At 58.8% G+C, this 23,371-nt stretch carries 21 protein-coding genes and 1 pseudogene; 2 read left to right on the top strand and 20 right to left on the bottom strand.

Annotated features, from left to right (window positions below):
• Positions 1-60: 60 nt before the first annotated feature.
• The 6 genes from odhB to sdhC form a co-directional block, all read right to left on the bottom strand.
• Complete coding sequence (odhB, locus tag CYD26_RS22910; protein WP_065759450.1) at positions 61-1,281, bottom strand: 2-oxoglutarate dehydrogenase complex dihydrolipoyllysine-residue succinyltransferase; 1,221 nt, start codon at positions 1,279-1,281, stop codon at positions 61-63.
• A 42-nt stretch (positions 1,282-1,323) separates the two neighbouring features.
• Positions 1,324-4,155, bottom strand: a complete 2,832-nt coding sequence (locus tag CYD26_RS22905) for a 2-oxoglutarate dehydrogenase E1 component (protein ID WP_099774012.1) — start codon at positions 4,153-4,155, stop codon at positions 1,324-1,326.
• Between the two features lie 245 nt (positions 4,156-4,400).
• Positions 4,401-5,105 (bottom strand): succinate dehydrogenase iron-sulfur subunit, encoded by a 705-nt coding sequence (locus tag CYD26_RS22900; RefSeq protein WP_065759452.1) that lies wholly within the window; start codon positions 5,103-5,105, stop codon positions 4,401-4,403.
• An 11-nt stretch (positions 5,106-5,116) separates the two neighbouring features.
• Positions 5,117-6,889, bottom strand: coding sequence for a succinate dehydrogenase flavoprotein subunit (sdhA, locus tag CYD26_RS22895; protein ID WP_099774011.1), 1,773 nt, complete (start codon positions 6,887-6,889; stop codon positions 5,117-5,119).
• Positions 6,890-6,892: 3 nt separating this feature from the next.
• Positions 6,893-7,261 (bottom strand): succinate dehydrogenase, hydrophobic membrane anchor protein, encoded by a 369-nt coding sequence (gene sdhD / locus CYD26_RS22890; RefSeq protein ID WP_065759454.1) that lies wholly within the window; start codon positions 7,259-7,261, stop codon positions 6,893-6,895.
• Positions 7,255-7,641: a succinate dehydrogenase, cytochrome b556 subunit gene (gene sdhC, locus CYD26_RS22885; protein WP_176717419.1), complete on the bottom strand. Its 387-nt coding sequence runs from the start codon at positions 7,639-7,641 to the stop codon at positions 7,255-7,257. The genes sdhD and sdhC overlap by 7 nt, the downstream gene beginning before the upstream one ends.
• Before the next feature lie 350 nt (positions 7,642-7,991).
• Here sdhC and gltA point away from each other — a divergent pair, with 350 nt between their 5' ends.
• Entirely contained in the window at positions 7,992-9,281 is a 1,290-nt protein-coding gene (gltA, locus tag CYD26_RS22880; protein ID WP_065759455.1) for a citrate synthase, read from the top strand.
• 66 nt (positions 9,282-9,347) lie between these two features.
• On the opposite strand, the gene CYD26_RS22875 is transcribed toward gltA, so the two are convergent.
• The 9 genes from CYD26_RS22875 to CYD26_RS22835 all read right to left on the bottom strand — a co-directional run bounded on the left by CYD26_RS22875 (position 9,348) and on the right by CYD26_RS22835 (position 16,377).
• Positions 9,348-9,953, bottom strand: coding sequence for an START domain-containing protein (locus tag CYD26_RS22875; protein WP_102053748.1), 606 nt, complete (start codon positions 9,951-9,953; stop codon positions 9,348-9,350).
• 33 nt (positions 9,954-9,986) lie between these two features.
• A complete protein-coding gene (locus tag CYD26_RS22870) occupies positions 9,987-10,241 on the bottom strand; it encodes a YkgJ family cysteine cluster protein (RefSeq protein ID WP_065761907.1) in 255 nt (84 codons plus the stop codon).
• 127 nt (positions 10,242-10,368) lie between these two features.
• Entirely contained in the window at positions 10,369-10,857 is a 489-nt protein-coding gene (locus CYD26_RS22865; RefSeq protein ID WP_065761906.1) for a hypothetical protein, read from the bottom strand.
• 66 nt (positions 10,858-10,923) lie between these two features.
• Complete coding sequence (locus CYD26_RS22860) at positions 10,924-12,369, bottom strand: PLP-dependent aminotransferase family protein (protein ID WP_065761905.1); 1,446 nt, start codon at positions 12,367-12,369, stop codon at positions 10,924-10,926.
• Between the two features lie 218 nt (positions 12,370-12,587).
• The gene (locus CYD26_RS22855) at positions 12,588-13,397 is read right to left on the bottom strand and encodes an OmpA family protein (protein WP_065761904.1); all 810 of its coding nucleotides are present in this window, start codon (positions 13,395-13,397) and stop codon (positions 12,588-12,590) included.
• Entirely contained in the window at positions 13,394-13,747 is a 354-nt protein-coding gene (locus CYD26_RS22850) for a DUF4398 domain-containing protein (RefSeq protein ID WP_099774009.1), read from the bottom strand. The genes CYD26_RS22855 and CYD26_RS22850 overlap by 4 nt, the downstream gene beginning before the upstream one ends.
• A 9-nt stretch (positions 13,748-13,756) precedes the next feature.
• The gene (locus tag CYD26_RS22845) at positions 13,757-14,563 is read right to left on the bottom strand and encodes an ABC transporter substrate-binding protein (RefSeq protein ID WP_102053750.1); all 807 of its coding nucleotides are present in this window, start codon (positions 14,561-14,563) and stop codon (positions 13,757-13,759) included.
• Between the two features lie 134 nt (positions 14,564-14,697).
• A complete protein-coding gene (locus CYD26_RS22840; protein WP_099774008.1) occupies positions 14,698-15,627 on the bottom strand; it encodes an electron transfer flavoprotein subunit alpha/FixB family protein in 930 nt (309 codons plus the stop codon).
• Positions 15,628-16,377 carry an electron transfer flavoprotein subunit beta/FixA family protein gene (locus CYD26_RS22835; protein ID WP_099774007.1) on the bottom strand — a complete coding sequence of 250 codons (750 nt, stop codon included), beginning with the start codon at positions 16,375-16,377 and terminating at the stop codon, positions 15,628-15,630. It abuts the gene before it with no gap.
• Between the two features lie 554 nt (positions 16,378-16,931).
• Here CYD26_RS22835 and CYD26_RS22830 point away from each other — a divergent pair.
• Positions 16,932-18,596, top strand: coding sequence for an electron transfer flavoprotein-ubiquinone oxidoreductase (locus CYD26_RS22830; protein ID WP_065761841.1), 1,665 nt, complete (start codon positions 16,932-16,934; stop codon positions 18,594-18,596).
• 65 nt (positions 18,597-18,661) lie between these two features.
• Here CYD26_RS22830 and CYD26_RS22825 read toward each other — a convergent pair whose 3' ends face one another.
• The 5 genes and pseudogenes from CYD26_RS22825 to CYD26_RS22805 all read right to left on the bottom strand — a co-directional run.
• Positions 18,662-19,972, bottom strand: coding sequence for an MFS transporter (locus CYD26_RS22825; RefSeq protein WP_099774006.1), 1,311 nt, complete (start codon positions 19,970-19,972; stop codon positions 18,662-18,664).
• A gap of 77 nt (positions 19,973-20,049) precedes the next feature.
• Positions 20,050-20,535, bottom strand: a complete 486-nt coding sequence (locus CYD26_RS22820; RefSeq protein WP_099776585.1) for a histidine kinase — start codon at positions 20,533-20,535, stop codon at positions 20,050-20,052.
• 260 nt (positions 20,536-20,795) lie between these two features.
• Entirely contained in the window at positions 20,796-21,662 is an 867-nt protein-coding gene (locus CYD26_RS22815) for a hypothetical protein (RefSeq protein WP_145991816.1), read from the bottom strand.
• 520 nt (positions 21,663-22,182) lie between these two features.
• Positions 22,183-23,139 (bottom strand): hypothetical protein, encoded by a 957-nt coding sequence (locus CYD26_RS22810; RefSeq protein ID WP_102053746.1) that lies wholly within the window; start codon positions 23,137-23,139, stop codon positions 22,183-22,185.
• Positions 23,132-23,371: pseudogene (locus CYD26_RS22805) on the bottom strand (hypothetical protein); the annotation flags it as partial. The gene CYD26_RS22810 and the pseudogene CYD26_RS22805, both read right to left, overlap by 8 nt.

Genomic DNA, 23,371 nt, shown 5'->3' with positions numbered 1-23,371 from the left:
CAGGCTGCAAGAAGGCCCGCTTCCGTAAGGAAGCTGGCCCCTTGCAACGTGCAGCTGTTTTTAGATATCGAGCAGCAGACGAGCCGGATCTTCCAGCAGGTTCTTGATAGTCACCAGGAAGGTCACGGCTTCTTTACCGTCGATCAAACGGTGATCGTAGGACAGCGCCAGGTACATCATCGGACGGATCACGACCTGACCGTTGATTGCCATTGGGCGCTGAATGATGTTGTGCATGCCCAGAATCGCCGCCTGTGGCGGGTTAACGATCGGGGTCGACATCATCGAACCGAATGTACCACCGTTGGTGATCGTGAAGGTACCGCCGGTCATTTCTTCGATCGACAGCTTACCGTCACGGGCTTTCTTGCCGAACGTGGCGATGCCGCCTTCGATTTCAGCCAGGCTCATCAGTTCGGCGTTACGCAGAACCGGTACCACCAGACCACGGTCGCTGGACACGGCAACACCGATGTCGGCGTAGCCGTGGTAAACGATATCGCTACCGTCGATCGAGGCGTTGACCGCTGGGAAACGCTTCAGCGCTTCGGTAGCAGCCTTGACGAAGAACGACATGAAGCCCAGGCGAACGCCGTTGTGGGACTTCTCGAACAGGTCCTTGTACTTCGAACGCAGTGCCATGACTTCGGTCATGTCGACTTCATTGAAGGTGGTCAGCATCGCCATGTTGGACTGAGCTTCAACCAGACGCTCGGCAACCTTGGCACGCAGGCGGGTCATCGGTACGCGCTTCTCGGTGCGGTCACCAGTGGCCATGACCGGTACGGCAGCGGCTGGGGCAGCAGCCTTGGCAGCTGGAGCAGCGGCCGGAGCGGCTTTCTTGGCAGCAACGGCAGCAACAACGTCTTCCTTGGTAACGCGACCACCTTTGCCAGTACCAGCAACGCTGGCCAGGTCGATGCCGTTCTCTTCGGCCAGCTTGCGTGCGGCAGGCGCAGCAATCGGGTCTTCTTCACCGGCTTCGACAGCAGCAGCGGCCTGGGCAGGCGCGGCAGCAGCGGCCGGAGCAGCAGCGGCAGCAGCACCTTCAGTGATGGAACCCAGTACTTCGTCAGACAAAACGGTGTCGCCTTCGTTCTTGACGATCGCGCCCAGCACGCCGTCGGCAGTGGCCAGCACTTCCAGAACGACCTTGTCGGTCTCGATGTCAACGATCAGCTCGTCACGCTTGACGGCGTCGCCCGGTTTCTTGTGCCAAGTGGCTACGGTGCCATCGGCAACCGATTCCGGGAAAGTAGGGGCTTTGATCTCGATAGCCATTATCAATGGTTCCTTAAATTCGGTTTCTTGTGCGCGGTGGCATTAAACAGTGAAAGCATCTTGCAGCAGTTTTTCCTGCTGCTCGGCGTGCATCGAAGCGTAACCACAGGCAGGTGCTGCCGACGCGTCACGACCAGCGTACTCAAGGACCAGGTCCTTGTTGTGACGGGTCAGGATGCGACGCATGTGGTGCTGACTGCTGTACCAAGCGCCCTGGTTCATCGGCTCTTCCTGGCACCACACCACATCCTTCAGGTTGGTGTAAGGCGCGAGGATTTCGACCAGATCGTCCTCAGGGAACGGATACAGTTGCTCGATACGCACGATGGCGATGTCTTCACGACCTTCGGCACGACGTTTTTCCAGCAGATCGTAGTAGACCTTGCCGCTGCACAGAACCAGGCGGGTAACCTTTTTCGGATCGAGGGTATCGATTTCCGGGATTACAGTCTGGAACGAGCCTTCGGCCAGTTCTTCCAGCGTCGAGATGGCCAGTTTGTGGCGCAGCAGCGACTTCGGCGTCAGGACGATCAGCGGCTTACGCAGCGGACGAATGACCTGGCGACGCAGCAGGTGGTAGATCTGAGCCGGGGTGGTCGGTACGCAAACCTGAACGTTGTGCTCGGCGCACAGCTGCAGGTAACGCTCCAGACGTGCCGAGGAGTGCTCAGGCCCCTGCCCTTCATAACCGTGAGGCAGCAGCATGGTCAGACCGCACAGACGGCCCCACTTGTGCTCACCGCTGGTGATGAACTGGTCGACAACGACCTGGGCACCGTTGGCGAAGTCACCGAACTGGGCTTCCCAGATCACCAGCGCGTTAGGCGTGGTGGTCGAGTAACCGTATTCGAAGGCCAGTACCGCTTCTTCCGAGAGGAAGGAGTCGTACAGGTCAAACTTCGGCTGACCGGCATACAGGTTCTGCAGTGGCAGATAGGTGCTGGCGTCCTTCTGGTTGTGCAGCGCCGCATGGCGGTGCGAGAAGGTGCCGCGACCAACGTCCTGACCGGTGATACGCACCGGGTGACCTTCGAACAGCAAGGTCGCGTAGGCCATGGTTTCGGCGTAGCCCCAGTTGATTGGCAAGCCACCGGCCTGCATCTTCTGACGGTCTTCGTAGATCTTCGAAACCTGACGCTGAACCACAAAGCCTTCCGGCAGGTCCAGCAACTTGGCCGACAGTTCCTGCAGGGTCTTCAAGTCAAAGCGAGTGTCGTGACGCGCAGTCCAGGCATGGCCCAGGTACGGACGCCAGTCAACGAACAGTTCCTTGTTCGGCTCTTTGACCAGGCTCTTGACCACATGCAGGCCGTTATCCAGCGCATTGCGGTACTCGTCAACCTTGGCCTGTACGCGCTCGACGTCCAGACGACCGGCCTGAATCAGGCTCTCGGCATACAGTTCGCGCGTCGTGCGTTGCTTGGCGATCTGCTGGTACATCAACGGCTGAGTGCCGTTTGGTTCGTCAGCTTCGTTGTGACCACGGCGGCGGTAGCAGACCAGGTCGATGACCACGTCACGCTTGAACTGCATACGGTAGTCGACAGCCAGCTGAGTCACGAACAGGACCGCTTCCGGATCGTCACCGTTAACGTGCAGGATCGGCGCCTGAATCATCTTGGCGACGTCGGTGCAGTACTCGGTGGAACGCGAGTCCAGCGGGTTGCTGATGGTGAAACCAACCTGGTTGTTGATCACGATGTGAACAGTACCGCCGGTTTTGAAACCGCGGGTCTGCGACATCTGGAAGGTTTCCATGACCACGCCCTGACCGGCGAATGCCGCGTCACCGTGGATGGAAATTGGCAGAACCTTGTCACCAACGCTGTCGTTACGGCGATCCTGACGGGCGCGTACCGAACCTTCCACTACTGGCGAGACGATTTCCAGGTGGGATGGGTTGAACGCCATGGCCAGGTGAACTTCACCGCCGGCGGTCATTACGTTGGAAGAGAAGCCCTGGTGATACTTAACGTCACCGGAACCCAGTTCGACCTTCTTCTTGCCTTCGAACTCGTCGAACAGGTCGCGCGGGTTTTTACCGAAGGTGTTGACCAGAACGTTCAAGCGGCCACGGTGGGCCATGCCGATCACGACTTCCTTGGTGCCATAGGAACCGGAGCGCTGGATCAGCTCGTCCAGCATCGGAATCAGGCTCTCGCCGCCTTCCAGGCCGAAACGCTTGGTGCCTGGGTACTTGGTGCCCAGGTATTTTTCCAGACCTTCAGCTGCAGTGACGCGCTCGAGCAAGTGGCTCTGAACGTCTGCAGAAAAAGCTGGGCGACCACGTACGCTCTCCAGACGCTGCTGGAACCAGCTGCGCTGCTCGGAGTCGACGATGTGAGTGAACTCGGCGCCAATGGTGCGGCAATATGTCTGCTGCAAAGCGTCGAAGATTTCGCGTAGGCTCGCTTCCTCTTTGCCGATAAACAGGTCGCCGGCACGGAAAGTCGTATCAAGATCGGCATTGGTCAAGCCGTAATGATTGATCGACAAGTCTACAGGCGCAGGGCGCTGCCACAACCCCAGAGGGTCGAGCTTGGCAGCTTGGTGGCCGCGCATACGGTAGGCTTGGATCAGTCGCAGCACTTCAACCTGCTTCTTCTCGTGCTCGCTGCTCACGCTGCCGGCAGAAACCGGTTGAGCGCGGCGCTGGTTCTTTGCCAGCAGAACGAAATGGTCGCGGATTGTAGAGTGCGATACATCGGTAGCAGTGCTGCCTTCGGCGGGCAACTTCTGAAAGTAAGTGCGCCACTCTTCTGGCACAGCGTTAGGGTCGTGCAGGTAGAGTTCGTAGAGCTCTTCCACATATGCAGCGTTACCACCTGAAAGGTGGGCGCTATCCCACATGCGCTGCATCACGCTTTCTTGCATGCTTGGTCACCCTCGGTTAGGGGACAGATCGGCAAGAGCCACAGAAAGCCTGGAAAAGTCCGAGTGCAGCGACCGAACCAAGCCACCGAGGATCCTACAGATTTTCCGGGTACCAGCCCGGAAGCCCCTGCTGGTCTCATATCTTCATAGGTAAAAGCTAGGGCTTTTTGGGCCTTCGCTCGGGTTTCACCTTGGTGCGGGCAATGGCCCGCACCTCGGCGTACTACGGGTACAACATTTTAAAATCAGGTACCGCTTTGCAGCAGCATGTTACGTACGTGACCGATTGCCTTGGTCGGGTTCAGACCTTTCGGGCAAACGTTTACGCAGTTCATGATTCCACGGCAACGGAACACGCTGAACGGGTCATCCAGGGACGCCAGACGCTCTTGGGTCTTGGTGTCACGGCTGTCAGCCAGGAAACGATAGGCTTGCAGCAGTGCAGCTGGACCGAGGAACTTGTCTGGGTTCCACCAGAACGAAGGGCAGGAAGTCGAGCAGCAAGCGCACAGGATGCACTCGTACAGACCGTCCAGCTTCTCACGCTCTTCTGGCGACTGCAGACGTTCGATGGCCGGAGCCGGCGTGTCGTTCTGCAGGTAAGGCTTCACCTTCTCGTACTGCTTGTAGAAGATGCTCATATCGACGACCAGGTCACGAATGACTGGCAGGCCAGGCAGCGGGCGAATCACCAGCTTGTTGCCCTTGACCACCGACGACAGCGGCGTAATGCACGCCAGGCCGTTCTTGCCGTTGATGTTCATGCCGTCGGAGCCGCAAACGCCCTCGCGGCAGGAGCGACGATACGAGAAACCTTCGTCCTGTTCCTTGATCAGTGCCAATACGTCCAGCACCATCAGATCTTTGCCACCGGTATCGACCTGGAACACCTGAGTTTTAGGCGCAGAGTCGGTATCCGGGTTGTAACGATAAACTTCGACTTGCAACATGGCGGCCACCCTTAGTAAGTCCGGACTTTAGGCTCGAAAGCAGGCACGGTTTTCGGCGCGAAGTTGACTGCACGCTTGGCAACACGTTTCTCACCCGGGAAGTACAGGGTGTGGCACAGCCAGTTTTCGTCGTCGCGATCTTCGAAGTCTTCACGGGCATGAGCACCGCGAGACTCTTTACGAGTTTCAGCAGCGATAGCAGTCGCTTCGGCAACTTCCAGCAGGTTCTGCAGCTCCAGCGCTTCGATACGCGCGGTGTTGAAGGCCTGGGACTTGTCGTTGATCTTGACGTTAGCGATACGCTCACGCAGATCGGCCAACTGCTTGATACCTTTCTGCATGTATTCGCCAGTACGGAATACACCGAAATAGTTCTGCATGCAGCTTTGCAGCTCGCGACGCAGGGTAGCAACGTCTTCACCGGTGTTGCGCTCATTGAGCTTGCGCAGACGGTTCAGCGCGACGTCGACGTCGGTATCGCTGGCGTCACGGTATTCGATACCGTCGCTCAGGGCTTTTTCCAGGTGCAGGCCAGCAGCGCGACCGAATACCACCAGGTCGAGCAGCGAGTTACCGCCCAGACGGTTTGCACCGTGAACCGATACGCACGCCACTTCACCGACCGCGAACAGGCCCGGGATAATGGTGTCTGCACCGTCAGCGTTCATGGTGATGGCCTGGCCATGAATGTTGGTGGCAACGCCGCCCATCATGTAGTGGCAGGTTGGAACGACCGGTACCGGCGCGACCACTGGGTCGACGTGGGCGAAGGTCTTGGACAGCTCACAGATACCTGGCAGGCGGCTGTGCAGCACTTCCTCACCCAGGTGATCGAGCTTGAGCATCACGTGGTCGCCGTTCGGGCCACAGCCGTTGCCAGCGATGATCTCTTTAACCATGGAACGGGCCACAACGTCACGACCGGCAAGGTCTTTGGCGTTCGGCGCATAACGCTCCATGAAACGCTCGCCGTGCTTGTTGATGAGGTAACCACCTTCACCACGGCAACCTTCGGTAACCAGTACACCAGCGCCGGCAATACCGGTCGGGTGGAACTGCCACATTTCAATGTCCTGCACCGGCACGCCGGCACGCAGCGCCATGCCAACGCCGTCACCGGTGTTGATCAGGGCGTTGGTGGTCGATGCGTAGATACGACCCGCGCCACCAGTGGCCAGTACGGTAGCCTTGGCACGGATGTAAACGGTTTCACCGGTTTCGATGCAGATCGCGATCACACCGACGAATGCGCCATCCTGGTTCTTGACCAGATCAACGGCATACCACTCGTTCAGGAAGGTGGTGCCTGCCTTCAGGTTGCCCTGATACAGGGTGTGCAGCAGTGCGTGGCCGGTACGGTCGGAAGCGGCACAGGTACGTGCAGCCTGACCACCTTTACCGAAGTCCTTGGACTGGCCACCGAACGGACGCTGGTAGATACGACCGGTTTCAGTACGGGAGAACGGCAGGCCCATGTGATCCAGCTCGAAGACCGCAGCCGGGCCTTCCTGACACATGTATTCGATAGCGTCCTGGTCACCGATGTAGTCGGAACCCTTGACAGTATCGTACATGTGCCAGCGCCAATCGTCGTTCGGGTCAGCCGAAGCGATTGCACAGGTGATACCACCCTGGGCCGATACAGTGTGCGAACGGGTCGGGAAGACCTTGGTGATTACAGCAGTCTTGTGACCACCTTGAGCCAACTGCAGCGCAGCGCGCATGCCGGCACCGCCACCACCAATGATGATGGCGTCGAAAGAAATCGTAGGAATGTTAGCCATGAATCAGATACCCCAGAGAATCTGCACACCCCAGACGAAGTACGCGAACATCGCAACACCGCATACAGCCTGGAACAGGAAACGTATTGCAGTCGCCGACTTGCCGAACGCCATTGGCGTCAGGTAGTCCGTCGCGATGGTCCACATGCCGACCCAGGCGTGAGCGCCCAGAGCCACCAGTGCCAGCAGACTGAAAATACGCATCGCATTGTTGGAGAACAGACCGTGCCACTGGGCGTAGTCCATTCCCGGGTGCGCGACCAGGTAGCCAATCAGAAAAATGAAGTAAGCCGCGAGAACGACCGCAGAAACGCGCTGCGCCATCCAGTCATAGAGGCCCGAACGCGAGAGGTTCGTGACGTTGGTTACCATATCCACACTCCTGCCAGAACAATCACCACCACGGAGACGGCGATGACAATTTTCGAGCCCAGTTTGCCGCCTTCCAGCGTTTCACCGATGCCCATATCCATGATCAAGTGGCGCACACCGGCAACCAAGTGATACAGCAAGGCGGACAGAAGACCCCAAATCACAAGCTTGGCCAGCGGGCTGGTCAAACACGCTTTCACCTCACCGAAGCCTTCCTCGGAACCCAGGGATTTGCCCAATGCATAAAGCATGATGGCCAGGCCCAGGAAAAGGATGACACCGGAGATGCGGTGAAGAATGGACGTGTAAGCAGTGACAGGGAGTTTGATGGTCCTTAGGTCGAGGTTTACAGGTCGTTGGCTTTTCACGGCTTTTTTCACACTGAAGAGCCCCTAGCAAGCAGGGCAAAGTTGTTGGTAAGTGTACTGGTCAGGTACCCACCACCCAGGGAGTGACGACCCCAGCAACACAGGCTTCAAAGCCCCTGGCGGTCGGGTGCCGAGTATAGACAGTTAGGCTACTAATGACAACGAAAAGGCCTAGCCCAAATAGCTCATTGCCTTTACCCGACAAAAGGCGTAAACGGGCAGCAATTTCGAGGAAAAACAGCGCCCAGAGCCCTTTACAACCGTGCTTTAGGCAAATTGACATTCGAATTTATCTCACTATAGTGGTGCGGGCCCTGCGTGGGGGGTCTGTCTGATGATTTCAAGCATTAATAGGAGGCCACATGGCTGACAAAAAAGCGCAGTTGGTCATCGAGGGCGCAGCCCCCGTCGAGCTGCCCATTTTAACCGGCACCGTTGGTCCCGATGTTATCGACGTTAGAGGGTTGGGGGCCACGGGTCACTTCACTTTCGACCCCGGTTTCATGGCGACCGCATCCTGCGAGTCGAAGATCACCTATATTGATGGCGACAAGGGCATCCTGCTGCATCGCGGCTACCCTATCGAACAGCTCGCCGAGCAATCCGACTACCTGGAAACCTGCTACCTGCTGCTGAACGGCGAACTGCCGAACGCCGAGCAGAAGGCTCAGTTTGTCAGCACCGTGAAAAACCACACCATGGTTCACGAGCAACTGAAGTCGTTCTTCAACGGCTTCCGTCGCGACGCGCACCCTATGGCGGTCATGTGCGGCGTGGTTGGCGCCCTGTCGGCGTTCTATCATGACTCGCTGGACATCAATAACCCGCAGCACCGCGAAATCTCCGCGGTACGCCTGGTCGCGAAAATGCCGACCCTGGCGGCGATGGTTTACAAGTACTCCATGGGTCAACCCATGATGTACCCCCGCAACGACCTGTCGTATGCGGAAAACTTCCTGCACATGATGTTCAACACCCCGTGCGAGATCAAACCGATCAGCCCGGTACTGGCCAAGGCAATGGACCGGATCTTCATCCTCCATGCCGACCACGAGCAGAACGCTTCGACCTCCACCGTGCGCCTGGCAGGCTCCTCGGGCGCCAACCCGTTCGCCTGTATTGCCGCCGGTATCGCTGCACTGTGGGGCCCTGCCCACGGCGGCGCCAACGAGGCCGTACTGACCATGCTCGATGAAATTGGCGATGTCTCGAACATCGACAAGTTCATCGCCAAGGCCAAGGACAAGAACGATCCGTTCAAACTGATGGGCTTCGGTCACCGCGTTTACAAAAACCGCGACCCGCGCGCCACCGTGATGAAAAAGACCTGCGATGAAGTCCTGCGCGAGCTGGGCATCACCAACGATCCGCAGCTGGAACTGGCCATGCGCCTGGAAGAGATCGCCCTGACCGATCCTTACTTCATCGAGCGCTCGCTGTACCCGAACGTCGACTTCTACTCGGGGATCATCCTCAAGGCGATCGGCATTCCGACCAGCATGTTCACCGTGATCTTCGCCCTGGCACGCACCGTCGGCTGGATCTCGCACTGGAAAGAAATGCTCTCCAGCCCGTACAAGATTGGCCGTCCGCGCCAGCTGTACACCGGCTACGAAGCACGCGACATCGTCAAGCTGTCCGACCGCAAGTAAGCCCTGCCCTGCAGCGCTGAACACAAAAAAGGCTGCCCTCGGGCAGCCTTTTTTGTTCCCGTGAAGTCAGGGCTTCTCGGCTTTCTCTTTCAATGCCTTCAGCGTGTTGAACGGTGCCTCTACGACAAAACTGTTCGCCAACCAGGACGGCACGCTACCACCCGGCTCGGTGTGCACCTGATAGGTGACTTCGGTGCTGTCACCCTTAGGCTCGAACTTCCAGAAGCCCTCGACCTGAGCCACCCGCACAAAGCCTTTTTCTTCAGGCAAATAGCTGGGCAAACCTTCCAGCTTGCGCACAACACTGCCATCCGCCGCATCTTCGGTGGTTACCTTGAGAATTGAATCACGCGGCGTCACCGGCCAAGGCGTATTGAACTGGGTGTAGGTCCAGGTCTGGTTACCCTCCCGCTTGAGCAACTTCTGCACCTTGCATTCATGTATCCAGGCGCAGGCCCCGACCACATCTTCGTGCAACGCACGCAGCTTGGCGACATTGGCCTTGATCAAGGTCACCCCACGGTAAGCCTTGTATTTGGACCCCGCCACTTCACTCAGGGACACCTTGATGCCCTGCTCATCCTTTGCCACCTGCCAACTTTCCGCCTGCGCCAGAGGCGCCAGCAACGCACCTACAGCACACACCAACGCCATCCGCTTAAACGATCCCATGCTCTTGTTCCTTATTGTCGAAGATCTACGTATTCAAGCTGCTGTCATCTGCTCCAGCCACCCCAGGATCCTGATCGCCTCATCGCGATCACCGCCACACACCTCCACATCCGCCATGAACGCCGAACACACAGCTGGGCGCTCGGGCTTACCGAACAATCCACACAGGTTGACGACAGACAGATGGATACAGCGCTCGCCAGCAGGCTTGCCATTGGGCATTCCTGGTATCGGCGAACTGATGGACGGAGCAATGCAGCAGGCGCCACAGCCTTCACGACACTTCATGACGGCAGTACCTCGGAATCAAAATGGATGAACACGTCGGGATAGTAACCGCTAAAACGGTCGTTTGAAATTACCGGCAGGATGAAATATCACAGGACGAAAACAGACCAACCAGTCAGGCCCGAGCTTACTGTTTGAACTCGAATTCGATGGCCGCACCTTCGACATCCTGACGGCTGTCGTTGCGCAGTTGCAGCTGCATTTCGTTGCTGAGCAGACGACCATTGAGCTGAAACGGGCTTTCTTCCTTGGGTTTCTCACCAAACATGGCCGGCAAGAGCGGGCGATGCAATTGAGCTTCGCTTGCACTGCCCGGCTGCAGCCCGCCCACCATACTCAAAGGCAGGCTAAGGTCCAATCGAGGCGTGGGCAATGGCGCCGCAATGGCATCCGCATGCTTGCGCCTGGTGGTCTTGCCCGAAGATTTCTGAGTGGACGCAGAGCCCGCCTTGGCATGCGGCACAGCCTCTTTTGCGACAGGCTTACTCGCCACCTTGGCGGTGCCCGTCGGATGCGACGATTCCGCGACAGCGTCCGCCCTCGCCCAGGCATGCATCGGAACCAGAGAACCGGCCATCGACATCAACAACAAACCGGCACAACACAAGGCTTTCATAGGCAACAACGGACACTCGTAAAAAGGATAATGCTCTGCGTTCCCTGAAAACTGACAAACCCATCCCTAGAAGAAACTACTGCTACCCGACTCCTGGCAAAGCTGAGTGGCCAGCATCCCCAGGGTCATCAGCGCCCGCTCCGACTCACGATTCCAGGGAATCCCGCAGTTCAAACGAATGCAATGGTTGAACTGCTCGGTATTACTGAAAATCAGCCCTGGCGCAATACTGATGCCCTGCTGAAGCGCCCGCACATGCAGCTCCTGGGTATTGACCCGCCCCGGCAGGCTAACCCAGAGGATGAAGCCACCGGTAGGCCGCGTCATCTGGGTACCTTCGGGAAAGTACTGCTGCACGGCCAACTGATAGGCACTGAGGTTCTTGCGATACTCATGACGGATAAAACGCAAGTGCCGATCATACCCGCCATTTTCCAGATACGCAGCAACACCCATCTGCGTCACGCTGCAAGCTGAATGGGTAGTGAAGGTTTGCAGGCGCTGGATTTCGTCCTGGTACTTGCCAGCAATCATCCAGCCAATCCGCACACCGGGCGACAGCGTCTTGGAAAAGCTCGAACAGTAGATAACCCGCCCCAGTCGATCAAACGCCTTGAGTGCCTTGGTACGCCCCTGCTCGAACATCAGTTCGCCATAAATGTCATCTTCGATGATCTGTATATCGAAGTCCGAGGATAGCCGCAGCAATTGTTTCTGACGGTCCTCAGGAATAGTCCCACCCAATGGATTGCTCAAACGCGCAGTCAGCACCAGCGCCTTGATCGACCACTGGTTGGCGGCCAACTGCAGCGCCTCCAGACTGATACCGGTAGATGGGTCACTGGGAATCTCGATGACCTTCAGCCCCAACAGATCAGCCAACTGCAGCAACCCATAGTAAGTAGGCGACTCGGCAGCGATCAGATCACCGGGACGGGTCAACACCCGCAGACTCATCTGCAAGGCATCGACACAGCCATGCGTGACAACGACTTCGGAGGGGTCGACCACCACACCCGCATCGCGCATGCGAATGGCGATCTGCCTGCGCAGTGGCTCAAACCCCGGGCTGAACATGTAGCTAAAGGCCCGCGGGCTATGGAAGCGGGTAACCTTGGCCAACTGCTGGTGCAATGCCCTCACCGGCAGGTAGTCGACATGGGGCACTGCCGCACCAAGCGGAAATACCCCATCACGGCGTGCCTCTACCAGAACCTGCTGAATAATGCTGCTACGGGTAACCAAACCCGGCCGCTCGACCCTGGCGATATCCGGTGTCGGCGCCGTCAGCGCCGGCGTCTGGTGAACGTAATAACCTGACTGCGGACGCGCCCGGATCAAACCCTGGTCTTCAAGATTGGCATACGCCTGAAGCACCGTCGCATGACTGACATTGAGCTGCGCGCTCATCTTGCGCACCGACGGCACCCGCTCACCCGGCTGATAGACACCCCGACGGATATCCTCCGCCAGTTGCTGGGCAATACGCTGGTAGAGCAACAGGTTGGTCATGGTGAACTCTCGGCACGCGGACGATCTCGTTATTTTTAGGCGAACTCTCTGGCAAGAGAATACCGTAACAGTTGCGAAGTGTACTGGCACAGATTACAGAATAGTCAACAATACAGTTGCGTGACAGCACCCGTAACGTGCGCCCTAACCCATCAACCGCGGCCAAAAAAAAACCCGATGACTTAATCGCCACCGGGCTTTGTGCATAGCGCTCAGCTTCAGCGCTCAGCGCCGAGACGCCCCTGCTCATCGGAAAACACGATCTCGACCCGTCGATTCTGCGCCCTGCCGCGCTCCGAGGCGTTAGCCTCAACCGGGTACTGGTCGCCATAACCCTCGACCTGAATGCGCTTTTCGTCCACACCCAGATCAATCAGCATGTCGGCAACCGACTGAGCGCGATCTCGCGACAGCTTCAGGTTGTCCTCAGGGGTGCCCGTGCTGTCGGTATAACCCTCGATACGTACCGTACGCTTGGGGTTGAGCTGAAGGAACTGCACCAGTTTGAGCACCGTACGATTGGCGGAGTTCTTCAGGTCGGCGCGCCCGGTATCGAACAGCACATCCCCCAGCGTCATTACCAAGCCACGATCGCTCTGCATGGTCGCCAGGCTGACAATCTGCGCCTCCAGCCATTTACCTTGCTGCTGAACACTGGCCAATTTGGCCTCGCGCAAGGCCAGTTGCAAACGCTGGCGCTCCAGTTCCAGCTTGGCCTGACGCTCCTGATTGAGCACCAGGTTCGTGTGCTCACGCGCGATTTCACTGTAACGCTGGCTCAGGTAAGCGTAATGGCGCACGTCCGCGCCGCTCCCCCAATAACTCGACAGACGCTCTGCGCGCCCCAGCGACTCACCGGCACGAATCACATCACGCGGCGCACTGCGCAGCACGCTGGAGTCATTCTTGACCTGTTGAAAGCTGGCTGCAGCCTGCTCAAGCGACGCTTCACTGCGCTGACTGGCGCACCCCTGCAGGCCAACGGCTCCCAACACCAGCAGCGCCACCAAAGGCTTGATCGAACTCACTGCTGCTCCCCCAACTGTTTACGTAGACGATCAACACGCGACTGCAGCACCTTGAGCTGTTCTTCACTCTTGGCAGTCAACACGCGTGCTTCAGCCAAACGCGCATCAAGCTCGGCCTGCTCTGCACGAACACGAGCGTCACGAAAGGACTCGTTGGACATATTGACCCGCGCCCGTGCCAGCTTGGCTTCGGCAAGCTTGAGTTCTGCCACCTCGTCAGTGGCGCCAATGGCCTTGGCCTGCTCCAGCGCCTGCTCGGACAAACGAAGTTGCTCATGGGGTGCCGGGTCGGCGGCGCAACCGGCCAGGGCCATGATGGCCAAGGCCGCGAATAGCGGTCGAGTTCTCACACAATCTTCCTACGGTTTGGGGGCATCGAGCGGTTGCTGCAATTGCGCTTTCCAGCGCTCGACATTGCGTTGCAGTACAGCCTGGGTTACACCAGAAACCGACAATTCTGTCAGTTTTTTTGCCAGCTGTCCGCGCAACCAGGCATCGTTACACGCTGAGTTATGCGATACAGCCAAATAGAGCCCGGGGCGGTCGACCGGCACATCACGCGCCGTCAGGTCCTTGCCCATGCCCAATGTCTGCGCCATGGCCATGCCGGCATAACGCCCTGCAAGCACGTAGTCCACCTGACCCAGCAAGAGTTTTTGAAACGCATGCGTCAGATTTTCCACAACCTCCAGCTTCAAGTGTGTCTTGGTAAACGCCTCAAAGGTTGGGGTCAGGCGCGCCTTCTGCGAAATCGCTCCAGGGTGCAGCGCCAAATCTGCCAGGCTTTCATAAGCCAACGACGCATCATGGCGCGTCCAGACCAGGTATTCGTTTTGCAGCAACGGAGGATGGATAAAGTCCATCGAGGTGAGCTCGGCGACCGTCAGCGGCGCATCCACGAGGATATCCATCCGGCCGCTACGCACTTCCTCAAGCGCCTGACTGCGCTTGCCGGCACTCAAAATCTCGATCTTCAGGCCCAGCTCATCCGCCACCTGCTTGAGCAGATCGGCACTGGCACCGATCAGGTGCCGTGGATCTTGTGGGTCTTGCCACAGGTACGGAGGTGCATCCGGACTACCGGTGGCAACCAGGCGTTCACACTTGCCGACTGCGAGTGCCCATGTCGGCATCAACGCAACACTCAGCACAGTGACTGCACTCATCCGGCCAAACCACCCCATGCCACCCTCTCCTTGACTGCACCTGCCGAAAAATGAAAAGCCCGGTTATCGCGGGCTGGGCAGGATAACCTGTCCAGCCCGCAACAACCGGGCTCTTTATAAGTGAAGCCGCTGGATTAAACCAGCTTCTCCAGCTCTGGGATGGCTTCGAACAAATCCGCCACCAGGCCATAGTCGGCCACTTGGAAGATCGGCGCTTCCTCATCCTTGTTGATCGCAACGATCACCTTGGAATCTTTCATACCCGCCAGGTGCTGGATGGCACCGGAGATACCAACAGCGATATACAGCTGCGGCGCAACGATCTTGCCGGTCTGGCCGACCTGCATGTCGTTGGGTACGAAACCGGCGTCGACGGCGGCACGGGAAGCACCGACCGCAGCGCCCAGCTTGTCGGCCAGCGCATACAGGTGCTTGAAGTTATCGCCGTTCTGCATGCCACGGCCGCCGGAAACGACGATCTTGGCAGCGGTCAGCTCAGGACGATCGGACTTGGCCAGCTCTTCACCGACAAACGCCGACTTGCCGGCGTCGTGGGCAGCGGCAACCGCTTCGACAGCCGCCGAACCACCTTCTGCAGCAACGGCGTCAAAGCCGGTAGCACGCACGGTGATGACCTTGACCGCAGCGCTCGACTGCACGGTGGCAATGGCGTTGCCCGCGTAGATCGGACGCTTGAAGGTGTCGGCCGACTCAACCGAGATGATCTCGGAGATCTGGTCAACGTCCAGCAGTGCGGCAACCCGCGGCAGGATGTTCTTGCCGTTGGAGGTCGCAGGTGCCAGCACGTGGCTGTAGGCCTTGCCGATCTCGGCAACCAGCGGCGCAACGTTTTCTGGCAACTGGTGCGCGTAGGCAGCGTTGTCGGCGACCAGCACCTTGCTGACGCCAGCGATGTTCGCAGCGGCCTGCGCTACGGCGCCAACGCCCTGGCCAGCAACCAGTACGTGAATATCACCACCGATTTTCGCAGCAGCGGCAACAGTGTTCAGGGTAGCCGGGGCAACGGCACCGTTTTCGTGTTCAGCGATAACCAGGATAGTCATTTAGATTACCTTCGCCTCGTTCTTCAGTTTCTCGACCAGTTCAGCAACCGACTTGACCTTGATACCCGCGCTGCGTGCAGCAGGCGCTTCGACTTTCAGGGTCTTGGTGGTGGAAGCGGTGGAAACGCCCAGGGCGTCCGGGGTAACGGTTTCCAGCGGCTTCTTCTTGGCCTTCATGATATTGGGCAAGGAAGCGTAGCGTGGCTCGTTCAGGCGCAGGTCGGTGGTAACGATGGCTGGCAGGTTCAGCGCAACGGTCTGCAGGCCGCCGTCGACTTCACGGGTGACGTTGACCTTGTCACCGGCAACTTCAACCTTGGAAGCGAAGGTGCCCTGAGCGAAACCGCTCAACGCTGCCAGCATCTGGCCGGTCTGGTTGTTGTCACTGTCGATGGCCTGTTTGCCAAGGATCACCAGCTGTGGCTGCTCCTTGTCGACAACCGCCTTGAGCAGTTTGGCCACGGCCAGGGAATTGAGCTCTTCAGCGGACTCGACCAGGATGGCACGGTCGGCGCCCAGCGCCAGCGCCGTACGCAGTTGTTCCTGAGCAGTGCTCGGACCGATGGTAACGACGACGATCTCGGTCGCCACGCCTTTTTCCTTCAGGCGTACGGCCTCTTCCACAGCGATCTCGCAGAAGGGGTTCATGGACATCTTGACGTTAGCAAGGTCGACGCCGGAGTTGTCCGCCTTGACGCGAACCTTGACGTTATAGTCGACCACTCGTTTGACAGCTACAAGAACCTTCATGGATTCCTCGTTACTCTCCGGTGAAAAGAATGTCGCCTGGGGCGGGCCCGGCGATTGCGCGTGGGTACAAGGGCACCTCTAAAAACAATTTCGGGCAGGCCAAGCGGAACTGACTGATCAGTCCTTTTTTGACCTTTTATTAGCAAAACCCGTGGGTCATTCTGTGTCGTGGCGTGTAAACTCCACTACAAAGCGGGTTTTGGCTTAACTGCCCTGCTTTTTGCCAGGTTTTAGGGGTGCTCCTGCATCCTACGATCAGCCTACGGCGAGCGTAAAACCGCTCGTATCTTGACCGTAACACCCAATCCGGTCAATACGGCAAACCGGCCAGCTTCAAGCCGCGCCTCTTTGATTTTACTGGCCTGCGGCAAATTCAAACAAACGTTTGTATTGGACCGCGCAAGTGGTGTAGATATAATGCGCGGCCAAGAGAAAGCGGTGTAGTCCGTCATCGCCCGAGCTACAGCGAAGGCATCGCCCCTTACGCCTGATCGGTGACCGCCTGGCACCCGCCAATAAAGAAAAAACGATGAGCCTTGAGTAGGAGAGAACCTGTGGAACGCGAATACATGGAATTCGACGTGGTCATCGTCGGCGCTGGCCCGGCAGGCCTGTCCGCCGCCTGCCGACTAAAGCAGAAGGCCGCCGAAGCCGGTAGCGAAATCAGCGTCTGCGTGGTCGAGAAAGGCTCCGAGGTCGGCGCACACATCCTCTCCGGCGCCGTATTCGAACCGCGCGCACTGAACGAGCTGTTCCCAGACTGGAAAGAACTGGGCGCCCCACTGAATACGCCGGTCAAGCGCGACGACATCTACGTGCTGAAGAACGCCGACAGCGCGGTCAAGGTACCTGACCTGTTTGTGCCGAAAACCATGCACAACGAAGGCAACTACATCATCTCGCTGGGCAACCTGTGCCGCTGGCTGGCGCAGCAGGCCGAGAACCTGGGCGTGGAAATCTACCCGGGCTTTGCCGCCCAGGAAGCGCTGTTCGACGAAAATGGCGTGGTTCGCGGCATCATCACCGGCGACCTGGGCGTCGACCGCGAAGGCAACCCGAAAGAAGGCCTGTACACCCCAGGCATGGAGCTGCGCGGCAAATACACCCTGTTCGCCGAAGGCTGCCGTGGCCATATCGGCAAACAACTGATCAAGCGTTTCAACCTGGACAGCGAAGCCGACGTGCAGCACTACGGCATCGGCCTGAAGGAAATCTGGGAAATCGACCCGGCCAAGCACCAACAAGGCCTGGTGGTTCACACCGCTGGCTGGCCGCTGGACATCATGGCGACCGAAAACACCGGCGGCTCCTTCCTCTATCACCTGGAAAACAATCAGGTGGTGGTCGGCCTGATCGTCGACCTGTCCTATGGCAACGCCTACCTGTCGCCGTTCGACGAGTTCCAGCGCCTGAAACATCACCCGGTACTCAAGCAGTACCTCGAAGGCGGCAAGCGCATCAGCTACGGCGCCCGCGCCCTGGCCAAGGGCGGCCTGAACTCGCTGCCGAAAATGGTTTTCAAGGGTGGCGCACTGATCGGCTGCGACCTGGGCACCATGAACGTTGCCAAGATCAAGGGCAGCCACACCGCGATGAAGTCCGGCATGCTCGCCGCCGACGCCGTGGCCGAAGCACTGCTGGCTGGCAAGGAAGGCGGGGATGAGCTGACCTCCTACGTCGATGCGTTCAAGGCCAGCTGGCTCTATGAAGAACTGTTCGCCAGCCGCAACTTCGGCCCGGCCATGCACAAGTTCGGCCCGCTGCTGGGCGCCGCCTTCAACTATGTCGACCAGAACTGGTTCGGCGGCAAGCTGCCGTTCACCCTGCACGACACCAAGCCGGACTACGCCTGCCTCAAGCTGGCCGCCGACTCGACCAGGATCGACTACCCGAAACCAGACGGCAAACTCAGCTTCGACAAACTGAGTTCGGTGTTCCTCTCCAGCACCAACCATGAAGAAGAGCAACCGTGCCACCTGAAACTGGCGGACGCGAACATCCCGATCAAGACCAACCTGCCGCTGTACGATGAGCCCGCTCAACGCTACTGCCCTGCCGGCGTTTACGAGGTGGTCACCCAGGAAGACGGCAACAAGCGCTTCCAGATCAACGCCCAGAACTGCGTACACTGCAAGACCTGTGACATCAAGGACCCTTCGCAGAACATTACCTGGGTCGCACCGGAAGGTGCTGGCGGGCCGACTTACCCGAACATGTAAGCCGCGCGCCTAAAAAGCCCCCTCACCGTTCAGGTCGAGGGGGCTTTTTGTTGCTCATTGCCCGCTTAACACTGCAACGCCTCGTCGGCAAACACCCCATCGTTTCTGGCGCCAAAATACACCGCCGCGGCGGCACCGACCGTTCCCATGACCAAAGCAAAACCGACACAGACCCAAGGGCTCCAAGGCATCAAGGCGATCAACATCAGCGGCGTGACACTGGCCCACAGGGCATAGGCGATGTTGTAGGTGAAGGAAATGCCCGACACACGAATCTGAGCCGGGAACAAGCTGACCATCACCGAAGGCACGACGCCGACCACGCCACAGCTCAAGCCCGCCAAGGCGTAGGCTAACCCAGGCCAGCCCCAGCCACCGATCAGGCTGGCATACAAGCTGGCGATACCTAGCGGCAGTAACAGGCTGTAGATCGTCAAGGCGCGCCAGGCACCGATCCGATCAACCAAAAGGCCAGCCAGTACACAGCCAATATTCAGAAAGACAATCCCGATGCTGCTCAGGGCAAACGTATGGCCGGCCGTCATGCCAAACCGTTGCTGCATCACCGTTGGGGTGATGACCACCAGCACCACCACCGCCGAGGTCAGCACGCAGGTGAGCAGCACCGCCGGAACCAGCGCCTGGCGATGCTCACGCAATACCGTACGCAAGGGGAACGCCACTGGCTGTTCACGGCGCTCGCGCAGGGCCAGGAACACCGGCGTTTCACTCAGCCAACGACGCAGCCAAACGCCAATCACCCCAAACACACCACCAAGCAGGAACGGCAGTCGCCAGGCGTAATCGAGTATTTCCTGAGGGCTGAACAGCTGCGCCAGCGCCGTTGCGGTCAGAGCGCCCAGCAGGTAGCCAAAGGTCAACCCCGCCTGCAAAAAGCCGAGGGCATAGCCACGACGCCCAGGGGGCGCATGCTCAGCGACGAACACCCAGGCACTGGGCACCTCACCGCCGACCGCAGCCCCCTGGAAAATGCGCAAGGCCAACAGTAGCAGGGGCGCGAAGTAGCCAATCTCGGCATAGGTAGGCATCACACCGATGAGCAGGCAGGGCAGCGCCATCATCAAGATGCTCAGGCTGAACACCTTCTTGCGCCCCAGGTGGTCGGCAAAGTGCGCCATCAGAATGCCGCCCAATGGACGAGCCAGATAACCAGTGACAAAGATGCCGAAACTTTGCAGCAGGCGTAGCCACTCTGGCATCTGCGGCGGGAAAAACAGCTGGCTCAGGGTCAGGGTGAAGAACACGAAAATGATGAAATCGTAGATCTCCAGCGCGCCGCCAAGGGCGGCCAGGCTGAGGGTCTTGTGGTCGCTACGCGACAGCCGCAGCGGGCTCACAGGGTGGGAGGCAGTCATGGCAGGTCCGTGGTCGAGAAACAGTCGACGCGCATCCTGGCGCGCCTGGCAGGCGCAAGAGGATAGCAAAAACAGTTTCAGGATTGCCGGGAAAAGACCGTCGGTCCCAGGCTGGAGCCACGCCCGGTATGCTTGGGCACGCTGGCACTGCCTCCAGGGCCCGGCAGACGTGCGATCACCATCGGGGCGTCGATGATCGCCATGAACGCCTCCAGCGACTCGTTGTCTGGCACCCTCGGCAGCCTCACGCTCACCGCCTGGCGCTTCCCGGCGGGCACAGCGGGAATTTTCAAATGCTGCGATTCATAGAGCAAGGCGTGCTGGATCTGCGCATGAACACGGCAAAAGCGCTCCAGATCAACCCCCGCATGGCTTGCCAGGTCTATATTGCCGATCAACAGGTTGAAGGGCTGCAACGCATTCTGCACCAGGTGCTGCAACTCTTCGAAGGTGCGCACAGGCGCGATCCGGTAATAGCCCATGCCATTGAGCATCTTCTCCAATTGCAGAAGTTGCGTGGGGTGTTCATCGGCAATCAGGATTCGCAGTGCTTTGTTTGGCATCATCAACGACCAAGGCTGAGGACTGAGTGACAACTCCTTGACCATTACAGCGCCGGTGTTCAATGGCTGGCTATGGCGAGCACATCGCCAAATGATGGGTCTGTATTGATAGAAGTCGGGAAACCCGAGGAAATCAAGTCGACACCGCCCGATACCCAGTCGAGGCATCCTCCACCCCGTTGGACAAGCGACAACCGATACTGCGTTAGACGATTACGGCCTGAAGACTGCCTGGACATGAAAGCAGCGAAGATCGGGCGCTACTCCTGAGACGCGGCAAATAGCCACTCATCGGCAACGGACGCCGACGCCTCGACATAGCGTGATCGAGCCTTGGATTTGCGACTGCTGATCCTCGACATGCACGCACACTCCGGGCACCAGTGCCTGGCCCTGATGGTTGCCAGCGGGGCATGCCAGCTATGCCCGCGATCACACAGCCAATGAAGCTTGGTACTGTTGTTGACGTACGTCGTGGACAGGCATTGCCCGCCACGCGCCTGCGCCTCCCGCTGAGCGTCACGAATGCTCAAGCGCTTGGCGTCATGGACGCACACCGTGCACCAGGTTCCGCGAAGAAGCCGCTTACCCGTCGCACGCCACTCGTGCCCCTTTGCGCAACGCATGAGGTAGCGGGCAGCGGACCCCTCATAGCGATCGGCCAGGCAAACGCCGCCCCGCTCTGCCGCCTTGCGCTGCAACCGCGCCAGGCCATCCCGTAGACGATACTCGACCACCTTGCGCAGCCGGGCACATTCCGGACACCAGGTGCGCCTCAACACTTCATTACCCACCGACGCCCACACATGCCCCTGGGCGCAGCGGAACGCGTAGGCCTGATGCCCACCCGCGTAGACCTCGGCCAGGCAGACTCCACCGTGCGAAGCAGCTACCTGCTGCAACCTGAGCAGACCATCCTTGCGGCGCATGCGCTGGCTGTGTTTCTCGTGCCCGCAGGTCGGGCAATTGGCACTGCGCAGCACGTGAGATCCCTTGCGGCGCCATTCATGCCCCTGCGGGCAACGAAAGCGGTGCATTGCATCAATGCCCAGCCACGCCGACTCCAGGCAGGTCACACCCGCGCATTCGGCCCGGGCAAACAACCGCCGATCACGATCTTGTGCCACACACACCCGGCACCCTCCTGACCGCGGGCTCGAAATGACCAGAAGCGCCCTGCTGAACACGTGGTTGCGACTGCACCGGAACCGATACGCGGCCTCCTGGCCTCGCCACTCGCGATCCAGACACACAAGCCCCAACCGCACCATCGCCGCACGAAGGCGTGGCAAACGCTGAAGCAATGGGTTTTCATCCCACTCGGCTGCGCTGTGCTTGACCCCATCATCCAAAGCAATCCCTCCGGCAAAAAACACTTGATCCCTCACCTGGCTTTTCTGGCCGTGCTTCACTCACGCCCGTATTTTTTGCGCCCCGACTACCGCTAAAGGTCAACACCTGAAAGCCGTGCCCAAGCGATTGAAGGCCTGACCGCATCGCACGTGATGGGTGGCTGCAAACAGTCCCTGTCCTTTTTTGCAGTAGCAGTAAACGGCATGCTCGCGCCTGCCGGAGCGCCTCGAATACGAAGGCTTCGAACGCTAGCAGATGGCCTTCTGGAGGGATGTAGGACGCTTCCGAAAGTTGTTACAAGGCCGCTGCCGCCAGCTCAGCCTCACGCTCAGCGATGGCTGCTTCCAGCTCAGGTGAGCGCTTGGCCCACTGTTCGGGAGGCAGGGGGTTTGACCATTCGCTGATTTCGGGGTACGGCAGGTCGGGGGGTGGTGAGAGCTTCCAGGTTTGCAGCATGAAGGCCAACGGCGCGCCGAACACGAACAGGGCAAACACCAGCCATAGTGCCTTGTGCATGCGCCCAGTGAGGGCGTACTCGCGAATGCCGTCCATGTAATTGCAACATTCGCCCCAGAAGACGTTTCGCCCTTTAAGCCTTGCGCGGGCACCTGCAAAGTCGTTGGCTTCAGGTAGCGCCTGCGGCCCGACCTCCATGTAACTGCGCATGCACTCCCACAAGGCCATCGCCGTGGTACCGCCGCCACAGTTGAAACCCAAGCTGAAATGCTGGTTGCCTTCCTGTGCATTTGGATCGGGGTTGTCAAAGCCGATGATCAACAACCCCATTTCCATTCGCCCCCCTTGGCTGACGGTCGAATGCTGGACGGCTGCTGCGGTCACCGACTCCCACGGCACAATCCAGTACTCACCGTCTTCGCGAGGGACGCAGACCTCGCGACGCTGGTGATTGAAGCGCAACGGCAAGGGGACTGGGCGGAACAGGCCGTGGATCATGATCAGTGAGGGAATGCCCGTAATAATGCCTCCACCAATCAGCATGATTAAACTGAAGTCTGGCGCAATATTTCTAAACCCAAGCGTCAAACCTAGATACAGCATTATCATGGGCCACAACACCATTACCCCTGAGCCAATGCTGTAGCTCCCAATATCGAGATACACCTCATTCTTGCGCCAGATGGTGTTGAGCACATCCGCCGGCTGTTCACCGGTCGGAATCGGCAGGGGGGCCAGGTAGTCACGTTGCGAGAACAGGCGTTTTTGGGTTGTACCGGCTGCCGGTCTACTCATCATTTCCCCGGTACGAGGCAGGCGCCGACTTCGCCGCCAGCTCCGCCTCACGCTCAGCGATGGCTGATTCCAGTTCAGGTGAGCGCTTGGCCCACTGTTCGGGCGGCAAGGGTTTTGACCATTCGCTGATTTCGGGGTACGGCAGGTCGGGTGGGGGTGAGAGCTTCCAGCGTTCCAACACATCAATCAGCAGTGTGTTGAAAATAAACAGGCCGAAAAAACCTTCCCACAG

This window comes from Pseudomonas sp. FFUP_PS_473, assembly GCF_002858665.1.
GTDB lineage: Bacteria > Pseudomonadota > Gammaproteobacteria > Pseudomonadales > Pseudomonadaceae > Aquipseudomonas > Aquipseudomonas defluvii.
Note: the sequence above shows the minus strand (reverse complement) of the source record. Positions and strands in the feature narration are given on the sequence as shown.

What these genes read in the sequence shown, in the direction of transcription:
- CYD26_RS22845 (WP_102053750.1), bottom strand. Translation starts at nt 14,563, where the DNA reads ATGAGTGCAGTCACTGTGCTGAGTGTTGCGTTGATGCCGACATGGGCA.
- CYD26_RS22905 (WP_099774012.1), bottom strand. Translation starts at nt 4,155, where the DNA reads ATGCAAGAAAGCGTGATGCAGCGCATGTGGGATAGCGCCCACCTTTCA.
- CYD26_RS22810 (WP_102053746.1), bottom strand. Translation starts at nt 23,139, where the DNA reads ATGAGTAGACCGGCAGCCGGTACAACCCAAAAACGCCTGTTCTCGCAA.
- CYD26_RS22865 (WP_065761906.1), bottom strand. Translation starts at nt 10,857, where the DNA reads ATGAAAGCCTTGTGTTGTGCCGGTTTGTTGTTGATGTCGATGGCCGGT.
- CYD26_RS22820 (WP_099776585.1), bottom strand. Translation starts at nt 20,535, where the DNA reads ATGCCAAACAAAGCACTGCGAATCCTGATTGCCGATGAACACCCCACG.
- CYD26_RS22835 (WP_099774007.1), bottom strand. Translation starts at nt 16,377, where the DNA reads ATGAAGGTTCTTGTAGCTGTCAAACGAGTGGTCGACTATAACGTCAAG.
- CYD26_RS22870 (WP_065761907.1), bottom strand. Translation starts at nt 10,241, where the DNA reads ATGAAGTGTCGTGAAGGCTGTGGCGCCTGCTGCATTGCTCCGTCCATC.
- CYD26_RS22875 (WP_102053748.1), bottom strand. Translation starts at nt 9,953, where the DNA reads ATGGGATCGTTTAAGCGGATGGCGTTGGTGTGTGCTGTAGGTGCGTTG.
- CYD26_RS22900 (WP_065759452.1), bottom strand. Translation starts at nt 5,105, where the DNA reads ATGTTGCAAGTCGAAGTTTATCGTTACAACCCGGATACCGACTCTGCG.
- CYD26_RS22840 (WP_099774008.1), bottom strand. Translation starts at nt 15,627, where the DNA reads ATGACTATCCTGGTTATCGCTGAACACGAAAACGGTGCCGTTGCCCCG.
- odhB (WP_065759450.1), bottom strand. Translation starts at nt 1,281, where the DNA reads ATGGCTATCGAGATCAAAGCCCCTACTTTCCCGGAATCGGTTGCCGAT.
- CYD26_RS22825 (WP_099774006.1), bottom strand. Translation starts at nt 19,972, where the DNA reads ATGACTGCCTCCCACCCTGTGAGCCCGCTGCGGCTGTCGCGTAGCGAC.
- gltA (WP_065759455.1), top strand. Translation starts at nt 7,992, where the DNA reads ATGGCTGACAAAAAAGCGCAGTTGGTCATCGAGGGCGCAGCCCCCGTC.
- CYD26_RS22860 (WP_065761905.1), bottom strand. Translation starts at nt 12,369, where the DNA reads ATGACCAACCTGTTGCTCTACCAGCGTATTGCCCAGCAACTGGCGGAG.
- sdhD (WP_065759454.1), bottom strand. Translation starts at nt 7,261, where the DNA reads ATGGTAACCAACGTCACGAACCTCTCGCGTTCGGGCCTCTATGACTGG.
- sdhA (WP_099774011.1), bottom strand. Translation starts at nt 6,889, where the DNA reads ATGGCTAACATTCCTACGATTTCTTTCGACGCCATCATCATTGGTGGT.